The sequence below is a fragment of the Psychrobacter okhotskensis genome, assembly GCF_965638355.1.
In the GTDB taxonomy this organism is placed as follows: Bacteria; Pseudomonadota; Gammaproteobacteria; order Pseudomonadales; family Moraxellaceae; genus Psychrobacter; species Psychrobacter okhotskensis.
In genome coordinates, this window is sequence record NZ_OZ281822.1 from 1,688,210 (window position 1) to 1,706,806 (window position 18,597).

The window sequence follows — 18,597 nt, forward strand, 5'->3', positions numbered from 1 at the left end:
TAGGAGTCTCTCATGAGAGTAATCAGTTTTTCAGAAGCCCGAAAGCATTTGAAGTCTGTTTTAGATACGGTAAATGACGATGCCAATGCCACTATCGTGACTCGCCGTGATGCGGATGATGCGGTAGTGATGTCTCTCGATTATTATAATAGCCTAATGGAAACGGTTTATTTATTAAAATCACCTGCCAATGCGGCGCACTTAGCGGACTCTATTGCCCAATATAAAGCTGGCAAGACTGTTACGCGTGAACTAATTGATACAGCAGAAGGCAGTGGTAAAAGTGACGGTAGTAGCGATGACAATGAGCATACAGATAGTGATATTGAGAATGCTTGATCTCAAAGGCTTTCATAAACGTAAAAGATCTGATCATGAGTGAACAATTAGCATGGACAGATGCTGCGTGGAAGGACTATCTATACTGGCAAACACAAGATAAAAAAACACTCAAGCGCATCAACAAGCTCATTACCGAATGTAAGCGTAATCCGTTTGAAGGCATTGGCAAACCTGAACCTTTAAAAGAAAACTTATCCGGATTTTGGTCAAGACGCATCGATGATGCCAATCGGTTGGTGTACGCCGTTGATGATAACTATTTGACGATTATTTCGTGTCGCTATCATTATTAACGAGCATGTCCATTCGTTCGTGTTTACTTGATGACGCCGCCATACCCAATCTTATAACAATACAAAAAGGACTTCTAGCAATGACCCAACCAACTTCATTTTTCGCCCCGCAAATCTCCGTCCCAGCCACCTACATGCGCGGTGGCACGTCAAAAGGCACTTTCTTTAAACTATCCGACCTACCAGAGCGTTGCCAAGTCGCTGGCAAGTCGCGTGATAACTTTTTATTGCGTGTCATCGGCAGTCCTGACCCTTATGGTAAGCAAATCGACGGTCTAGGTAATGGCAGCTCTAGTACGTCAAAGACAGTAATTTTGTCTAAAGCTAAGCAAGCAGACCACGATGTCAATTATCTGTTTGGGCAAGTGAATATCGCCAAGCCAATGATTGATTGGGCGGGAAACTGTGGTAATTTAACCGCTGCGGTTGGTGCCTGTGCCATTAATATGGGGCTGGTTGACGCTGATAAAATTGCTAATAGTATTGATGACGGTAGTGAGAGTGGTATTTGCGAAGTACGCATTTGGCAAGAGAATATCGGTAAAACCATCATCGCCCATGTGCCTGTTTACATGGACGAACAAGGCAAGGTACAAGTCCAAGAAACCGGCGACTTTGAATTAGATGGTGTGACCTTCCCAGCCGCTGAGGTCAAAATTGAATTTATTGATCCTGTTGACTCATCAAGCGATATGTTCCCCACTGGCAACCTAGTTGATGATTTTGATGTCTCTAGCTGTGGTTTAAATACTGATAGCGTCAAGGCAACTTTTATCAGTGCCGGTATTCCAACTATTTTTATGAAAGCAGAAGATTTTGGGTTTACGGGTACCGAACTGCAAGGTGATATCAACAGTAATAGCGAAACCTTGGCGAAGCTTGAGAAAATCCGTGCCAAAGGTGGCGTGGCGATGGGATTGTTTAAAAACGTCAATGAAGCACAAAGCAGTCAACATATTCCAAAGATTGCTTGGGTTGCTCCTGCGCAAAGCTATACTGCTTCTAGTGGCAAGGCCGTTGATGCTAATGATATTGATTTAGTCGTACGAGCGATGAGTATGGGACAATTGCATCATGCCATGATGGGCACAGCAGCGGTTGCCATAGCAGCAGCAGCGACGACGCGAGGGACTCTAGTTAACCAAGCGGCAGGTGCAGGCGAATTGATGGAAGTGCGCTTTGGTCATCCTTCAGGAACGTTACTCGTAGGCGGAAAAACAGAACAAGTCGATGGTCGCTGGCAAGCCAAAAAAGTATCGATGAGCCGCTCAGCGCGCCGTATCATGGTCGGTGAAGTGTTTGTACCAGCGGATTGTTTTTAACCGTTAACTCTCGTCTCACCATATATCATTAACATCCCGCCTATAGTGACTAAGGCTAAGCCAGCGATTTTATAGATATCTATCGCTTTAACCGCTAAGCCAAACAAGCCCGTTTGGCTTAGAATAAGGGCAAAATACATTTGTCCAAGAAACACCCAAAGCAGTGTATTACCTGCGCCTATCTTTGGCGCAGCGATAAACATGAATAAGATATAAAAGCTGCCCAAAAATCCTGGCAACCACATCCACCACGTCGCGTTTTCAATCATTGGCGGCTTGATACCGCCACTCATCACATACGACAGCACTAAAGAAGCTAATGCACCTCCTAAGTATAAATAAAAGGTAGATTGTATTTGAGAGGCTTGTGTACTTTCTCGAAAAGCATTGACGATGGCCAGTTGCAGCGGAACAATAGCACCACCTAAAAGGCTGATTAAGACGTAAGGAAGTATTTTCAAATGACTGCCCCAAAATGAAATAAAAAATGTCTCTATACAATACTAAATAATACTAAACTTTATTTCAATTATTTAATATAAATAAGATTTAGTGAAATATTAATACCCATGAGTTAAGCGTTTATGCCAACACCTCCGCAATCACGCCATTTGCAATTAGATAAAAAACCGCCACTTAAAAAAACGGAGCGGCGGGCATTATTGTGGGATATTCTCAAAAAGCTTGCTGTCTTTGCCGCGCCTTATAAAATCTTAATCATTGCAACACTGATATTAACGGTACTTGGTTCCTTTACCGCACAGGTCAATGCCTTTGTGCTGCGCTATGCGGTTGATACTTTGACCGAAATTGCTACCCTTGCCGATCCTTGGGACGCGGGTTGGCGAATGCTAGGTATTATTAGTGCGGTGCTATTGACCAAAGAGGTGTTATCGATATTCATCTCGTTTGGTCAGCGCTTTTATGGTGAAAAGATTCGTATCAATCTGTCGCGTGATTTATCACAAAAAATCATTGAGCGTATCTTGACCTATCGCATGGCGTTTTATACCAGTAGCGAAAATGACAGCGGTAAATTACAAACCCGTATCGATTATGGCGTTAGCAGTCTAACCAGCCTAGTGCAAAATTTCTTTATCGATATGCTGCCGCTGTTTGCCAGTGCGATTGTCTCACTCATTATTATGTTTTCGACCAATTTTTGGATCGGCTTGGTCGGTCTTATTATTATCCCGATTTACTTTTTTATTAGCCAAAAACAAGCTCGGCGTCTGCAAGGCTTCCGTCGGCAGATGCGTGGCTATAGAGAAGCCAAAAGTGGTTTGGTTATTTCGCTGATTAACTCTATCAGCGTAGTAAAATCCTTTGTGCGAGAGAAGATAGAAGCTGAGAAGCACTTAACCATTCAAAAAGACATGACTGACAATCAGCTGCGTATTCGTAGTATTGGTTTTATTTATGACGCGATAAAGACTTTTATTGAACAAATAGGCGTGGTGGTGATTATCGTGCTGACGTCCTATTTTGTATTAAAAGGCCAGATGACCATCGGGATGATTTTATTCCATGTCATGCTGTTTCAAAACGTCGCCGCCCCTATCCGTCAATTACATCGTATTTATGATCAAATCAATAATGCCCTGACCTATGCTGAAGGCTTCTTTGAGATATTAGAGGATGACCAGCAAGTCGAAAACATATCAGGAATGAGTACCAAAAATCTAAAAGGTCACATTGAGCTAAAAAACGTTGATTTTACTTATCCTAATGGCACGCAAGCACTAAAAGATATCAGCTTTATTATTAAACCCAATCGCATTACGGCACTGGTGGGCTTAAGCGGCGCTGGCAAGAGCACCATTATCAATCTATTGGTGAAGTTTTACGCGCCAGATGCTGGCACGATATGTTTAGATGGGCATGATTTGGCCGACTGCGATACCCATGAATTGCGTCAAAATATCGGTCTGGTGCTGCAAAGCAATCATATCTTTTCAGGTACGATTAGTGAAAATATTCGCTATGGCGATATGAATGCTACTGATGAAGATATTATCGTCGCCGCAAAGAAAGCCTCGATTCATGAGCAAATCATATCGTTATCAGAGGGCTATGAAAGTACGGCTAAATCATTATCAGGTGGCCAACAGCAGCGTATCGCGCTGGCACGGATGTTCTTAAAAGATCCCCCCATTGTATTTTTGGATGAGCCAACCGCCAGCCTTGATGCGATTGCCAGTCAACAAGTGAAAAAAAGCCTAGATCTCATCAAAAAAGACCGTACGGTGATTATGGTGTCACACAATATCGCCCAAATTATCGATGCGGATGACTTGGTCGTGATAGAAGATGGCCGCGTGGTCGAAACAGGCACTCACGAAGCGCTGTATGAGAAACATGGCAAGTACTTCGAGATATTTAGCGCCATGTCTGATAGTTTAAATTTGGATAAGATCAGTCAAACCTTGAACGGTTAATGCAGAATAAGATTAAAGCGGTATAATACGCGACACTTTTTATCTTCTACTTACTAACCAACAATTTGCCAAAAGCCAGTAAACTATGACTTGTGAATTCTCTATAAAAACCTTTGATGAGCTGACCTCAGTTGATCTTTATCATATTTTAAAAGCACGCGCGCAGGTGTTCGTCGTCGAGCAAAACTGTGCCTATCAAGACATGGACGAAGTGGATTTTGATTGTTTGCACTTAGTCGCCCATCAAAATGAGGCGCTGATTGGCTATTGCAGAATTATCCCGCCTGAGTTTAATACCTTGCAAGCCAATCTTTCTGTCGCCCATCCGGCGGGCAAAACCGCCAGCTCTATGCCCGCTATCGGTAGAGTGCTGGTACTGGCGGAACATCGTGACAATGGCGTCGCGCGTCAAATCATGACGCAAGCGATTAAATATTGTCATAAAAAATACGCAAAGAAGACCATCGTCATCTCCGCACAGGCGTATTTGCTCAGCTTCTACGAGTCGTTAGGCTTCATTCCTGAAGGCGAGCATTATCTTGAAGATGGCATTGAACATATCAAAATGACCTTGCCTCTGCTTAAAAAAGGCAAAGTAAAAAGACAGCACACTGAAGGATCAGGCTCAGGAATTGTCACTAAGTTTTTGAGTTTATTGCTATTGATATTAGGTCTAATGTTTATCGCCGGCTTAATTTATCTAATGACATAGCACAACTTATCGTCAACCTTTGCTAAATTCTTAACATAATTCAATCTGGCAGTTCCATATTGACTGTGCTACTTTTGAGTCATGACCATGGCCGTGGTAAACGCTCAATGGTCAACAAAGTAGCTAACTTAAGGAAGAGGTGACGATTATGTCTAATGTCGAAAGCAATGTCCGTCCAGAATATGACGATGAAATTCAAAAAATTGCCGACTATGTTTTAAATTACTCTATCGATAAAGACTCCAAAAACAGTGATGACGCTTGGAGTACTGCTCGTTATTGTTTGATGGATACACTGGGCTGCGGTTTACTGGCGCTACGTTTCCCTGAATGCACCAAGCACTTGGGCCCCGATTGCCCCGATCAAATTACCCCAAATGGTGCGCGTGTGCCCGGCACGAATTATCGCCTCGACCCTATTAAAGCCGCCTTTGACATAGGCTGCATCGTACGCTGGCTAGACTATAACGATACGTGGCTGGCTGCTGAATGGGGACATCCGTCAGACAATCTCGGTGGCATTTTGGCAGTCGCAGATTATCTCAGTCAGCAAAACGTCAGCCAAGGTCGCGCACCGCTCACCATGAGAGACGTGCTCGAATCGATGATTATGGCGCACGAAATTCAAGGCGTATTGGCGTTAGATAATTCTTTTAATCGCGTTGGGCTTGACCATGTATTCTTAGTAAAATTGGCCTCAACTGCGGTCGTCGCCAAGCTCTATAACCTACCGCGCGAGCGTATCATGGCGGCTATCTCACAAGCCCTCGTCGATGGCCAAGCACTACGCACCTATCGTCATGCTCCCAATGCCGGAAGCCGTAAATCTTGGGCTGCAGGTGATGCGACCAGCCGTGCCGTACGCTTGGTAGATATTACCAGACGCGGTGAGATGGGTATCCCTGGTGCATTAACCGCACCGCAATGGGGTTTTTATGATGTGTTGTTCAGCCACACCAATAAAGACTTAGCCACTAAACCCGAAAGCGAGCGCCACTTTACCTTCCAGCGTGACTTTGGCAGTTATGTGATGGAAAACATCTTATTTAAAATAAGCTTCCCCGCTGAGTTTCATGCGCAGACGGCATGCGAGGCGGCCGTTATTTTGTACCCACGTATCGAAGATAGAATTGATGAAATCGAAAAAATCGTTTTGACGACGCATGATTCAGCGATTCGGATCATCTCAAAACAAGGCGAGCTTGCCAATCCTGCTGACAGGGATCATTGCTTGCAATACATGGTGGCTGTGCCGTTGCTCACAGGAGATCTGATGGCAGAAAACTATGAAGACGATTATCATGAGCAGCATCATATATTGATCGATGAGTTGCGCAGCAAGATGGTGGTAGAGGAAGATCCGCGGTATTCAAAAGACTATCATGACCCAAGCAAACGTTCGATTGCCAATGCCATTCAAGTGTTCTTTAAAGATGGCACCAGTACCGATAAGGTCGCTGTAGAATATCCTATCGGTCACAAACGCCGCCGTGAAGAAGGTTTGCCTGTATTAGAAGCCAAGTTTCGAGCCAGTCTGGCGACGCGTTTTATTGACAGTCGCTGCGAGGCTATTTTTGCGTTATGCAGCGACCAAAAACGCTTGGAGCAAACACCCGTGCATGAGTTTATGGACTTGTTTATGGCGAACTAAGCATTTGCTCACCTAGAGATTTACGCTTAATTTATCCTTGTCTTATCAACAAAATAGGGCGTGCCGTTAATATTATGATAACGACACGCCCTATTTTGTTCTATTGAATTGAATCAATTTTAATATTCAATCGTTTGGCGCTACCAAGGTATAGATTCCCCTGCCCAATCAACAAAGCTGCCAGATTGCGCAGCCGTCATGCGGCTTAGCACTTCTAATAAGCATTCTGCACTATAAGCTGGCGAGAATAATTGCCCATCAGCCACATTGCCTTGAAAAGGCGCTGACAGTTGCGTGTTGACGGTTCCGGGCTGCATGACGACCACGCACACATCTTTGAGCGACCTTCCCCATTCGATACTTAAGTTTTTCATGCCCATATTGAGCGCCGCCTTGCTCATCCTATAGCTATACCAACCGCCCAACTGATTGTCGCTGATACTACCGACTCGTGCAGAAATGGTGGCAAAAACAGCAGGACTGTCATTACTACGTTCAGATTTGGCTAATAAGGATTTAAAATGCTTAGCAATAAGCAGACCGGCTAAGGCATTGACCTGCATATTTATTAAGAAAAAATCCGTCTCAATCTGACGTAGTGATTTTTCGGGTTGCTGCGTCGCAGTATGTAGGAGTCCTGCACAGTTGATGAGCCAATCAATGTGGTCGGTTTGTTGACTAATGACATCAGCAGCTTGTTTGATACTCTGTTCGTCGCAGATGTTCATGGGCAGCCAATAGAGATTGTCTGCTTCAAAATCAGGAACGCTTTTATGATAAGTCGCAAAGACACGTAGACTGTCTTGGCTATCACTATTAGCCGTGCTTTCTACCAATTGCTCCACCATGGCTCTGCCAATGCCACCTGTACCGCCGATGATTAGATAAGTTTTGGTACTCATAACGATTCCTTTTTTTGTATTTCTAAAATGAGGACATGCCTAGTGTATGGCTTATCTTTATGGTTATGACTATCCTGTCTATCATTCATTCATGCATTCTGGCTGATTTTTATCACCTTTACCATGACAAAAATGCTGAATAATGGCTTATTTAGTTATCATTGGTTTGTGACGCTGCAAAATAACAGCAGTAATCGCTATTATATATACGCTACAATAATCAAAAATTGTCTTCTAAATGAACGCTTTTATACGGATATTATCACTTTATGCTCTCACCACAAGATCAATTGACTGAGCTGGTACGCACGCTTGAGACGCAGCAGCATGTCTTTGCCACTGACCCGCTACTCATCACGGAAAAGCTGCAAAATGAGGATGGAAAACCCGTCCAAAAACTGCATCGCCGTGCCTCACGTATCGATAGTAACGGCGCGCTGGCACGAGTATTGGGCAAGATTGATGGACGCATAAAAGGCATCATGGTGATCATGAGTGTGGTGTGGTGCATCTCGGGGTTTTTAGGATTATTTACCTTACTACAAGCCAATGTCGTCAATTTCTTTTATGTCTTGGTCTGTTTACTTGGGTTTCATACCCTTATGCTAGCTGGCTGGCTAGTCATGACCTTGCTTAACCAAGGTCGTCAGTCGCCCAGCTGGTTTGCGAGTTTTGTTAGCCCCAGTTATCTTATCCGTGGTAAGGACGATGTCACCAAGGCGGCAGTCGACTTGTACGAGCGCCAATTACAGCACAGTGGTATGCGCTGGTATTTGGGTCGTTTTAGCCATCAGCTATGGCTTGCTACCTTAACCGGTATGCTCTTTGCGATTATATTCTTATTAATTGTACGCCAATATAGCTTTAGTTGGGAGTCGACGCTGCTATCCGATCAGGCACTGATTACCCTCACCCAAGTGCTTGGCTGGCTGCCCAGTATGGTCGGATTTGGCGTACCTGACAATGCCGCTATCGTACAGAGCCGACTGGTGACAGATGCCATGCCATTGTCTGTGGCGCGGCAATGGGCAAGCTTGTTAATTGGTAGTTTGCTGATGTACGGTATCGTACCACGAGCGATAGCGTGGGCGTTTTGTGCCTTCATGTTCCGTCGTAAAAAAATGCGTTTGGATATCAAGCTGCCTTATTATCAAAAAATTCTAAATTTTTGGCAGCGTCATGTGGTTGATGCCGACGATTTTACTGAGGTAGCGGCGCCTATCGCTCCAAAGGCAACTGTAAGCGCTGGAAAAAAGCTGGTTGCGCTACTTGAATATCCGTCAGAGCAAGATAACTGGTGGCAAAAAGGTCTTGATGCCAATACTAATGAGAGTAGTGAGATAGAGAATTTTGGCATCGTTGATGACCGTGATGATATGGATCGATTAACAGTGTATTTAAAGACCCATCCAGTACAAGTCTTGCTCGGTATTCATAGCAAAGCACTGCCTGACCGTGGCACGCTACGCAAGCTTGATAAAATTTCGGCTCATGCTAAAGACGGGCTGATTGTGCAGCTACTTAATGATGACGCTGACACTACTGACGACTTGCAACACAATGTGCGATATCAACAATGGCAAACGGCTCTATCAGCACGAAAGATTGGCTTGGTAAGTACTTATACTGCTTAATAAAAAATGATAATAACTTTTTCAAATTTTCACCAGACTCTAATAAATATAATACGGGATCAGATGATGGATAATAATAAAACGAAGAATGAGCCTGTTGGTCTCTTCGCCGACAAGGCCTTAAAAGATGAGCCTATCAACGTAGAAAATTCAAAGACAGCACTTACCCAGCCTATTAACATTAATAAATCCAGTGCTAACAATATAACCGGCGTCGCCACTTCCATCGATACCAATTCTAATACTATGGATGAGGCTGAAGATTCGACAACTCGCGAGAGTAAGAAAACTACGATAGCCAGCGGTGAGCCATTAAAACTGGCGGTGGTCGGTCATACCAATACGGGTAAGACCTCTATTTTGCGTACCTTATTACGTGACGTGTATTTTGGTGAAGTCAAAAACGAAGCCGCGACGACACGCCATGTCGAACGCGCCCAACTGACCGATAGTCAGACCGGCGAAGTACTGGTGGCGTTATATGATACGCCCGGTTTAGAGGACGCATCGGGATTGATGGATTGGTTGGAGGACAATACCGCCAGTCGTCGCGATGGTATTGAACGTCTACAGCAATTTTTGGCAGCTGATATCGCTCAAGGTGGTGATGCGTTAAGTAGCAATGAGGACTATAGCCAAGAAGCCAAAGTTATCCGCCAATTGCTGGCAAGTGATATGGCAGTTTATGTTGTCGATGCGCGTGAGCCAGTATTGGGTAAATACAAAGATGAGTTGGCCATTTTATCGTGGGCAGCGATACCTGTTATGCCGGTGTTTAATTTTACTGATAGCCAAAATGCCAATATTGATGAATGGCAGACCATGCTGGCAAGACGCAATCTGCATATCTCTACCCGTTTTGATTCGGTCGCTTTTGAGTTCGAAGATGAAATGCATTTATGGCAAAATCTTGCGACCATGCTTACCCATTCAGAAATGCTAGAACAGCTCATGCAGAGACGCACAGAAGACTGGGCACAGCTATACGATGAGGCCAATATTATCATCGCGGATTTTTTATTGAATGTTGCCGCTTTTGTGCGTGAGATTAGTGATGATGATGACCCGATGCCAGTATTGCAGCAGATGCAAGAAGCCGTTCGGCAAAGTGAGCGCGCGATGCAGCATAATTTGCTTAATTTATATAAATTTTATGATAATGCGGTGGCAGCAACGCCGCTTGAGTTACAAGCCTATCAGCAAGATCCGTTTGACCCTGAATTGCTAAAAAGCTATGGGATTCGTACGACATCGGGCGCGGCAGCTGGCGCGTTATTAGGATTGGGCATTGATGCGGCCGCATTGGGCACGACGTTGGGTTTGGGTGCGGCAATAGGCGGTATCGCAGGTGGGTTATTATCGAATACCAGTAGCATTGCTGACCGGATTACTGGGGTAAAACGCTTATACATTGACCCTGCTACCTTAACCTTGCTCGCCACTCGTGCGATAGACTTACTCACTGCCCTACGCCATCGCGGTCACGCTGCGACTGATGCCACGCAACTATTATACAAAGGTGAGAATGACGGCAGCGACCCATCAGCTGAAAATAACAGTGAAGTAGACAACGCTGTGACGCCATGGTCAACCAACAAACTACCAAGCGAGCTTAAAAAAGCACGAGGCAAACCACAATGGTCATCGCTCAGTAGTGGTAAAGCAGAGCTTGCCCAAAGTTTGCGACTCGATATGGCATGGTCACTTTCTGGGAAGTTGCAATCACATAGGCGTGAGTAGTTAGACAACTCTGCTTGAATAAAACATGTATTTGGTTTTTCAAAGTTGCATTTACGACAATGGCTGCAACAATGCACTTAATGCCTCAGTACCACGTACGTCGGTTTGCTGCAGATAAATGGGATAAAGCGGATAACTAGTAAAGCTCTTGTCGATATCATACATCAGCTGCTGCTGGCGCTCAGCACGATGGCGCCAAAACTCATCAGACTGGGCCGGTGCTATGAGCTGATTGATGACTATCGCTGCTGGCGTGAGTTTGCTGTCTTCTAACTGTTCGATAGCACGTTTGGTCTCAGCCAATGGTAATACATCGGCGGTCATGACCAATACAATAGCAGTCTGCTGACGGTCATGCAGCAGTGCTCCCGCCTGACGAAACAGCTCTTTACGTTTCTCCAGCACGGATACTGCTTGCTCCCAGCGGTCAGACTTCTTTTCTGCAAATGGATTTGCTATATTATTTGGCTGAGTTTTATCTTTTTTCTGGCTGCTGTCTTTTTGATTGTGACGGTCCAAATGTGTCGCTACCGAGCGCAGTTTCGCCTGTCGCCGTTGCTGTGACAGTAATCCATCTGTCCACGCGCCCATCATCTCTGGTAGTACCAGCAATCGCAAAGTATGTCCAGTTGGAGCGGTATCAAAAATAATATGCTCATAATTGGCATCTGCTGCCGCGACCAAATGCTGACACATCGATTCGAGCATAGCGGCTTCTTGGGCACCAGGGGCAGATTTTGATAGCCTGAGATGCTCACGAATTTTGGGCATCATGTCTGGATTGGCGTAGGCGGTAATCGTGCGCTCAACTTGAGCAAAATGCGCATCGACGATGACATCAGGATTTAGCTCAATGGCGTCCAGATACGGCGTGATGGCAGTTTTTTCATTATTGAGCCGTACCTTTAACACATCACCCAAGCTATGCGCTGGATCGGTTGAGACAATCAATGTTTTTTGTTGTTGGCCAGCATAATAGCTGGCAAGTGCAGCGGCCGTCGTGGTTTTGCCCACACCGCCCTTGCCACCGACGAATATAATCGGTTGCGTCGCCAGTTGTTCTACTAATCCGTGTAGAGGGTGTAAAGCCATACTCATGTCTCAATTATTAATTGTTAATTGTTAATCAATAGAATCTTTAATCTAAATAGATATAACTAAAAAACGGCTATGACTAGCAGCAACCAACGTGGTCAAAGGGACATCTATCCATACCCATGCGGGTATGCCACTCATGGAAGTTTTCTAAAAATAATGGTTGTAGCTCTAACGTATAAAAGCTGGCAGGATTATCAATGCCTAAGCTCTCAGCGAACATCAGCAGCATAAAGAAATCTTCTTCATCACGTGCAGCACGTGCCATCGTCTGGCGATAAGGCGCATGATAAAACTCATTCAGCCCTGCCACGAACCGCTGCCACCATGGCTGAGTGTTTTCTATATTATCTGTCGTCATTATCGTCCCATTTACTAGATTTTTGTTTTTCAGCGTTTTCTTAAATGATTGCTCGTATTGTGAGTCTTTCTTATTATAATCAGTGAAAAGTAATATCAATACCTTACGCACTGCTGATATCAGCCATAACGTCGCCATTTTAGGATATTTTAACTATATCTATCATGCCTATTTCATACAAAAAACGCCAGCAGTTGCTGCTAGCGTTTTTTTGTATATCTATTCCAATAGTGATTAGACGTTATATCTAGATATTACTTTTCAATATTGCTTTTACCTTTATGCAAGGTCCACTCTTTACGCAATACCGATAGACTCTCAAACGTCACTAAAATCGTTGCGACTAGAATGATGATGTCCATAATGATAAGCAGCCAATTACCATCAACGTAAAAGGTTTTGAGCTGAATCAATAAGGCAAAAACCGTCATCACTAACAAGAATGACAATGGCGCCAAGGTGTACCAAACTGGCTTACCTTTACGTAATAAAATGACAGTAACGATCATGAGGGTTAAAGCCGCCATAAGTTGGTTTGTTGTCCCAAACAATGGCCAAATAATCATACCGCCAGCACCGTCGATACCACCCGCGCCAAATGCCAACAGTAGACAGCTTCCGACAGCGAGCAACGTAGCTACTACGCTCTTATTAAGAACGGGGATGTTATAAAATTCACCAAATTCTTGGAAAATATAACGTTGTAAGCGCACCCCAGTATCCATAGTCGTCCCTGCGAACAAGGCTGCCATGACAGTCAGCATGGTCTGAGATAGCACCATGTCAATGCCCACACCGGCATTTAAGATGGTCGCGCCACCATCAATAAAGGCACCGATAGAACCGTCGCCAAATTTTTGATAAACCGCTTCCCAATCTCCTAGAGTCGCAAAACCTGCTGTGGCTGCGAGAATGGCTCCTAGGGCAAGCATGCCCTCACCAAATGCACCGAAGTAACCAACGAAGCGCACATCCTCTTCTTTATCAATCTGTTTTGAGGTAGTTCCCGTAGCTACCAATCCATGGAAGCCTGAGATGGCGCCACAGGCAATCGTGACAAACAATAATGGCATCAAGGAAGGTGTGCCAACTGGTAGCGCCGTGTTTATGGCTGGCGCGACAATGTTGGGGGTCGCAATAAAAATCGCGGCGTACAATAAAATCAAACCGACAAATAACTGCAAACCATTAATATAATCACGTGGTTGTAGCAGCATCCATACCGGCAATAAAGAAGCGATGGCTGCATAAGCAAATAAAATAATAATCCATAGCGCATTATCAGGCAGACCTAAAAAAGTCTCAGGTAATACAATGGGGAACATAGGACCAAGATAGATCAGCCCGTATAAAGCACTGACCCCAATGATGGAGACCCAAACCAAATTCATCTTGTAGCGATAAATACACTGCCCGATGATAAAGGCCACTATCAACGCGCCCCAAACCGGTAATACGGCAGAGGGCGTTTTGATCATCATATTAGCAATAGCGACGCCAAATACAGCATTCACCATCAATAATAATAAAAAGATAACGACCATCATCAAGCTACGTACACGTGTACCCATGACGGTACCGGCAATAGAGCCAATCGATTGACCTCTATTGCGCATACTGGCCCAAATGGCCGACATATCATGTACGCCTGCCATAAAAATAGTACCCAAAACCACCCAAATAATGGCCGGTACCCAGCCCCAAATAACCGCAATCGCAGGACCAATGATTGGAGCAGCCCCTGCCACCGATGTAAAATGATGTCCCCATAATACATACTTATTGGTGGGAATATAATCTACCCCATCCTTCATCGTATGCGCTGGCGTGGGACGACTGTTGTCCAATGCCAAAATCTTGGTGGCGATAAACTTCGAATAAAATACATAACCGCAGAGCATTGCGGCGACACCAACTAACAGTACAATAGCACTATTCATCTTATCTCTCCCTAGACAAGTAGTAGATAGCCTTATGAGTTCAAGCTTTTTAAAGCAAAGTATAAAAAATATGCTAGATTAGTGGGCGGTGAGTGACTCAGATCACCCGTTATTAGGGAAATAACAGCACTCCCGTCAGATCATTACTAGGGTGTGTCCTCATTTTTATTACCATTTTTAGAATGAGGACACACCCTAGCTAAAAAAAACCTTGCATTGTAAAGTTAGAACACGCCACTAGTCAACATATAGTGTGATGAATCTTTGCTTAGCATGAGGTTTAAATAGTAACTGATTTGACAAGGGATGTAACGTTGGTAAGACGTTAAAAACAACAAATAAAGGAGTTATAATGACACACTATTTTGGATTCGTACCTTCACCTAAACTCAAAGCGCTGATCGAAGAGGCAGAACAAGTTATCGCTACTGATGCACAGGTAGATTATTACCCTTATCGCGATGCCCTAAGCCATCAAACCGCCCGAGACTTGATTGATAACTTATTGGTTGGCTTGGTAGATATTATTCCAAACCCTGAGCGTCAAGCATCCATGCGTAAAATCGTTGGAACCATTGAGCGTGCAGCAGACACCCTACTCAATATTTTATTGGGTAAAGAAAACAATGAAGAGGTATTGCCCAGTTTTCATTTTTTAAGAGATCGGGCCACCTTTATTGACAATGAAGGCGTGAAGCGTATTGGCTTTAAATTATCGGATGCCGATGCAAAAACCATTACTGAGGGTTTTGCCGCCATTACACCTGAACACGTTGATAGACCGACCTTTAAAACTGCGCTTGAAACGGTCAACGAAGAGACGTTGACTCATTTTGTCAGCCGCTACGCAGAAACGCTAAAGCTTGGCATGATTAAACGTAAGTCCGTGCCAGTTGCTAAAGCCGCCATCGACAAAGGCATGAGTATGGCATTGAACAAGCTATTGCCAGACCTACCTGATACCTCATTAAACCGTTTGGCTGACTATTATCGCCCATTCATCGTAAAAAAGCCTGAATAACGGCTACATTAGAAACTATTATGTTTTTATTAAGGCGGTAGTGTTGGGCAAATTTGCTAAAATTTGCTAAAATAGGCGGCACTTTTATCGAAGGCGCAACTCATGACCCAAATTAGTAATCAAGAAATCGAAAAAACCCTGCGCAACTCAGAGTGCCTTATCAGCAGTATCGAAGTAGCCGCTGCTTATGAGCGTCTTGCCGCCCAACTCAACCTACACTATGCTGGTCTAAACCCAATCGTGATGGTGGTTATGAACGGTGGTCTTATCCCAGCCGGTCAACTACTCACTCACCTGACTTTTTATCATCGTATGCACTATATCCACGCTTCGCGCTATCGTGATAATGAAGGGACCAACGAGCTTGATTGGAAGTTTAAGCCTGATGTCAGCATTGGGGGCGAGCACGTCTTGTTGATCGATGATATTTTTGACGAAGGTATTACTCTAAAAGCAGTGGTTGAAGAATTGAGTAAAGAAAAGCCTCTCTCTATCGAGTCTTGCGTACTACTTAATAAACAACATGATCGCAAAGTAGAAGGTTTTGACGTTGATTTTGTTGGTATTGATGTCGCGGACCGTTATGTCTACGGTTGTGGTATGGATTTTCATGGTTACCTGCGTCATCTACCGGGTATCTACGCCATTAAAGAAGACAAAGTCTAAATCTTCGTATTTGAATTTTAAAAAAGCATCCGATTTGGATGCTTTTTTAATGCCTAACTATACTGTTTGTTAAATATAGTCAGTGAAAAGTAATATCGAACCATCACGCACTGCTGATATCAATTTTTCTTGCTTGCTGTGCCTGCGCAGACAGAGGCGACAAAAAATTGATATCAGCAATACCATAGCGTTTTTAGTATATTTTGATTATCTATACGAGGCAACTAAAACTGTAATGCCAAACCCGTGTGGCGCTCAGTGGGTGTTTGAACGGCTTTCTCAAAAGCGTGTTTGGTACTATAAATGGTTACCTTTTCTTTAGCACGGGTCACTGCCGTATAGATAAGTTCTTTACTCAGCAATCTTGCATGACTATTGTCAAAAGTAATAGCCACATGATCAAACTCAGAGCCTTGTGATTTATGAATGGTCATCGCATAAGCTGTGGCAATCACTTCTTCATTTAACAAATTGACCGCAATCCCCTGCGTTTTATTTTCAAAGAAAACCTCTAATCGACTTCTTTCATCGCTTGTCTGCAAGCAAAAACCAATATCACCATTAAACAATCCAAGCTCATAGTTATTTTGCAGCACCATAACAGGACGACCATGGAACCATGTGTTTTGACCCAGTGGTAACTTGAGCTCAGCAAGATGCCATTGAGTGAGAATATTATTAATGTAGTGATCGCCCCACTCACCATTATGACCAGCAGTTAATATTCTAAATTGGTTGAATATTTTCATTAATGAAGCAATGGTGTTTTTAACGGTTTCTGGCATGGATTTTTCGATCGGACTTTCTAACAGAGTTCTTACTTTGTTCTGGTATGTTTGGTAATTCAAATTCAGTTCTGAGATAATTTTATTATTGCTTAGGCTATTTTTTGTCTTGCTGTTTTGAAGCACTTCTGTTTGTAGGGTGTTTACGTTATTAACATACTGAAAACTTAGCGCGTTATCTTGATTTAATAACTGCCAAATAACTTGGGTATCTGTCTCTGTTTTATTAATTTGATAAGCAAGCTTGCCAATCCCCGAGTCTGCCGTAAATCGACGGCTCTCTGTCAGCTCTGCATGAATGGATTGCAATAGTGGAATACGGCATAAATCCGCCAATACAGCGCCTGCATCGACCGCTGCTAACTGGTTCGCATCGCCTAATAATATCAACCTTGCACCAGGCTTTACCGCACTGACAAGATAATTCGCTAGCTCCACCCCAAGCATTGATGCCTCATCAACGATTATAATATCTTCGCCAAGCGGGTTATGGGCATCGTAACGCGGTCTACCCGTCCGACCAATACCTAACAAGCGATGTATCGTTTTTGCTTCTTGCAACTGTAGCTCAACACCAGCTGTGTCTAACGCCGCCTGCAGCGACTCTTGCATGCGCTGTGCTGCCTTACCCGTTGGCGCGGCTAACGCTAGACTGGCGCTATCAGTGCTGAATCTAATACTTTTATGTTCACCATCCCTACTCTCTGCGGCCTGTTGCAGCGCGATGACTAACTGAGCAACGGTATAGGTTTTACCTGTGCCGGGACCACCTGTAATAATACTAAAGGCGTTGTTATTAGCGACATTAATCGCCTTCACTTGGTGCTCATGAAGGTTTTCAGGTATTGCTATTTGTAAAGGGCTGACTTGCTGATTCAGAATGTTATTGATATTTTTTGCTAAGTTGAACTCGGCTTGCCAAGCTCGATGCAACCAAAAAGTGATGGAGGTATTTTGCTCATCAGCCTCTTGGTTATTAATAAGCCGATAAATAATAGGTTGATTACTTTTGCTTAGGCTATTTTTATTAGTGTTACACTGAGTATTGGTGTCAACATCGGCGAATAACGTATGCTTATGAAGTGACTGAACGAAAGATTCAAAGTCGCTATTTTTCAACAACTGATATAGCGTAGTCACCATATCAAAGCGTTTATCTAACACCTCTTTTTCATGATTACTGAGTGTTAGCTGTGCCCATAGTTGAGATTGCTTGTTAAACAGAGTTTCTAACAAGACAAATAGCGACGTCTCAGGTGTAGCATCATCTTCTGATTGGCTGTCTACTTGAGTATCGATTAGCGCAAGGATTGGCATTGCTAACACCTCTAACAATTGCTGCTGCCACACATGTAGCGTCACTAACTCGCCATTGATATGACCTTGTCGCGGTGTTTCATTCGCAGCCGATTCAATGGTTAAAACGGTATGCCCTTCTTCCAAATGAGTCGCCAACATAACGAATAAGGCGCTAAATAACCCACTGTCTTCAGTTTTGTCTATTTTGGCGCTACCATCATCAGTATCAGAATTATCATCGATTGTGTTATAGGCTACCTGCGTCTGCTGACGGCGTAGCAAAATATAATTACTGAGGTTACTAGCCCAGCTCTCTTGTAAGCTTATATCCGCCCTGCTCTTATTATTATTCATAGATTATTGCTCATCGTATGCTTGTCTCTTTTTAGATTTGGT

General features: G+C 43.8%; 15 protein-coding genes and 1 pseudogene. 10 read left to right on the forward strand and 6 right to left on the reverse strand.

Annotated features, from left to right (window positions below):
* Positions 1-12: 12 nt before the first annotated feature.
* The 3 genes and pseudogenes from ACSUPM_RS07130 to prpF all read left to right on the forward strand — a co-directional run.
* Positions 13-270 (forward strand): annotated as a pseudogene (locus ACSUPM_RS07130) (type II toxin-antitoxin system Phd/YefM family antitoxin); the annotation flags it as partial.
* 104 nt (positions 271-374) lie between these two features.
* Entirely contained in the window at positions 375-635 is a 261-nt protein-coding gene (locus ACSUPM_RS07135) for a Txe/YoeB family addiction module toxin (RefSeq protein WP_037025847.1), read from the forward strand.
* A gap of 80 nt (positions 636-715) precedes the next feature.
* Positions 716-1,957, forward strand: a complete 1,242-nt coding sequence (gene prpF / locus ACSUPM_RS07140; protein ID WP_436879799.1) for a 2-methylaconitate cis-trans isomerase PrpF — start codon at positions 716-718, stop codon at positions 1,955-1,957.
* Here the strand turns inward: prpF and ACSUPM_RS07145 are convergent.
* Complete coding sequence (locus tag ACSUPM_RS07145) at positions 1,954-2,418, reverse strand: DMT family transporter (RefSeq protein WP_101211098.1); 465 nt, start codon at positions 2,416-2,418, stop codon at positions 1,954-1,956. The genes prpF and ACSUPM_RS07145 overlap by 4 nt on opposite strands.
* Before the next feature lie 123 nt (positions 2,419-2,541).
* On the opposite strand from ACSUPM_RS07145, the gene ACSUPM_RS07150 reads away from it, so the two are divergent.
* The 3 genes from ACSUPM_RS07150 to ACSUPM_RS07160 all read left to right on the forward strand — a co-directional run bounded on the left by ACSUPM_RS07150 (position 2,542) and on the right by ACSUPM_RS07160 (position 6,758).
* Positions 2,542-4,395 (forward strand): ABC transporter ATP-binding protein, encoded by a 1,854-nt coding sequence (locus tag ACSUPM_RS07150; RefSeq protein ID WP_350587985.1) that lies wholly within the window; start codon positions 2,542-2,544, stop codon positions 4,393-4,395.
* An 85-nt stretch (positions 4,396-4,480) separates the two neighbouring features.
* Positions 4,481-5,107 carry a GNAT family N-acetyltransferase gene (locus tag ACSUPM_RS07155; protein WP_101211096.1) on the forward strand — a complete coding sequence of 209 codons (627 nt, stop codon included), beginning with the start codon at positions 4,481-4,483 and terminating at the stop codon, positions 5,105-5,107.
* 148 nt (positions 5,108-5,255) lie between these two features.
* On the forward strand, positions 5,256-6,758 hold the full coding sequence (locus ACSUPM_RS07160; protein ID WP_201566803.1) for a bifunctional 2-methylcitrate dehydratase/aconitate hydratase: 1,503 nt from the start codon (positions 5,256-5,258) through the stop codon (positions 6,756-6,758).
* A 140-nt stretch (positions 6,759-6,898) separates the two neighbouring features.
* Here the strand turns inward: ACSUPM_RS07160 and ACSUPM_RS07165 are convergent, their stop codons facing one another.
* Entirely contained in the window at positions 6,899-7,660 is a 762-nt protein-coding gene (locus tag ACSUPM_RS07165; protein WP_201566801.1) for an SDR family oxidoreductase, read from the reverse strand.
* 269 nt (positions 7,661-7,929) lie between these two features.
* Here ACSUPM_RS07165 and ACSUPM_RS07170 point away from each other — a divergent pair, with 269 nt between their 5' ends.
* Positions 7,930-9,294, forward strand: a complete 1,365-nt coding sequence (locus tag ACSUPM_RS07170) for a DUF2868 domain-containing protein (protein ID WP_350587984.1) — start codon at positions 7,930-7,932, stop codon at positions 9,292-9,294.
* A 66-nt stretch (positions 9,295-9,360) separates the two neighbouring features.
* The gene (locus tag ACSUPM_RS07175; protein WP_350587983.1) at positions 9,361-11,034 is read left to right on the forward strand and encodes a DUF3482 domain-containing protein; all 1,674 of its coding nucleotides are present in this window, start codon (positions 9,361-9,363) and stop codon (positions 11,032-11,034) included.
* A gap of 51 nt (positions 11,035-11,085) precedes the next feature.
* Here the strand turns inward: ACSUPM_RS07175 and ACSUPM_RS07180 are convergent, their stop codons facing one another.
* From ACSUPM_RS07180 to ACSUPM_RS07190, 3 genes are all read right to left on the reverse strand, one after another.
* Positions 11,086-12,126, reverse strand: a complete 1,041-nt coding sequence (locus ACSUPM_RS07180) for an ArsA family ATPase (protein WP_350587982.1) — start codon at positions 12,124-12,126, stop codon at positions 11,086-11,088.
* 82 nt (positions 12,127-12,208) lie between these two features.
* Positions 12,209-12,490 (reverse strand): cory-CC-star protein, encoded by a 282-nt coding sequence (locus ACSUPM_RS07185; RefSeq protein WP_051395134.1) that lies wholly within the window; start codon positions 12,488-12,490, stop codon positions 12,209-12,211.
* Between the two features lie 254 nt (positions 12,491-12,744).
* Positions 12,745-14,430: a carbon starvation CstA family protein gene (locus tag ACSUPM_RS07190; RefSeq protein ID WP_025652694.1), complete on the reverse strand. Its 1,686-nt coding sequence runs from the start codon at positions 14,428-14,430 to the stop codon at positions 12,745-12,747.
* A gap of 352 nt (positions 14,431-14,782) precedes the next feature.
* On the opposite strand from ACSUPM_RS07190, the gene ACSUPM_RS07195 reads away from it, so the two are divergent.
* On the forward strand, positions 14,783-15,451 hold the full coding sequence (locus ACSUPM_RS07195) for a hypothetical protein (protein WP_101211089.1): 669 nt from the start codon (positions 14,783-14,785) through the stop codon (positions 15,449-15,451).
* Positions 15,452-15,553: 102 nt separating this feature from the next.
* Positions 15,554-16,117 carry a hypoxanthine-guanine phosphoribosyltransferase gene (locus ACSUPM_RS07200; protein ID WP_201616603.1) on the forward strand — a complete coding sequence of 188 codons (564 nt, stop codon included), beginning with the start codon at positions 15,554-15,556 and terminating at the stop codon, positions 16,115-16,117.
* Between the two features lie 224 nt (positions 16,118-16,341).
* Here the strand turns inward: ACSUPM_RS07200 and recD are convergent, their stop codons facing one another.
* On the reverse strand, positions 16,342-18,555 hold the full coding sequence (gene recD, locus ACSUPM_RS07205; protein WP_350587980.1) for an exodeoxyribonuclease V subunit alpha: 2,214 nt from the start codon (positions 18,553-18,555) through the stop codon (positions 16,342-16,344).
* Between the last annotated feature and the right edge of the window lie 42 nt (positions 18,556-18,597).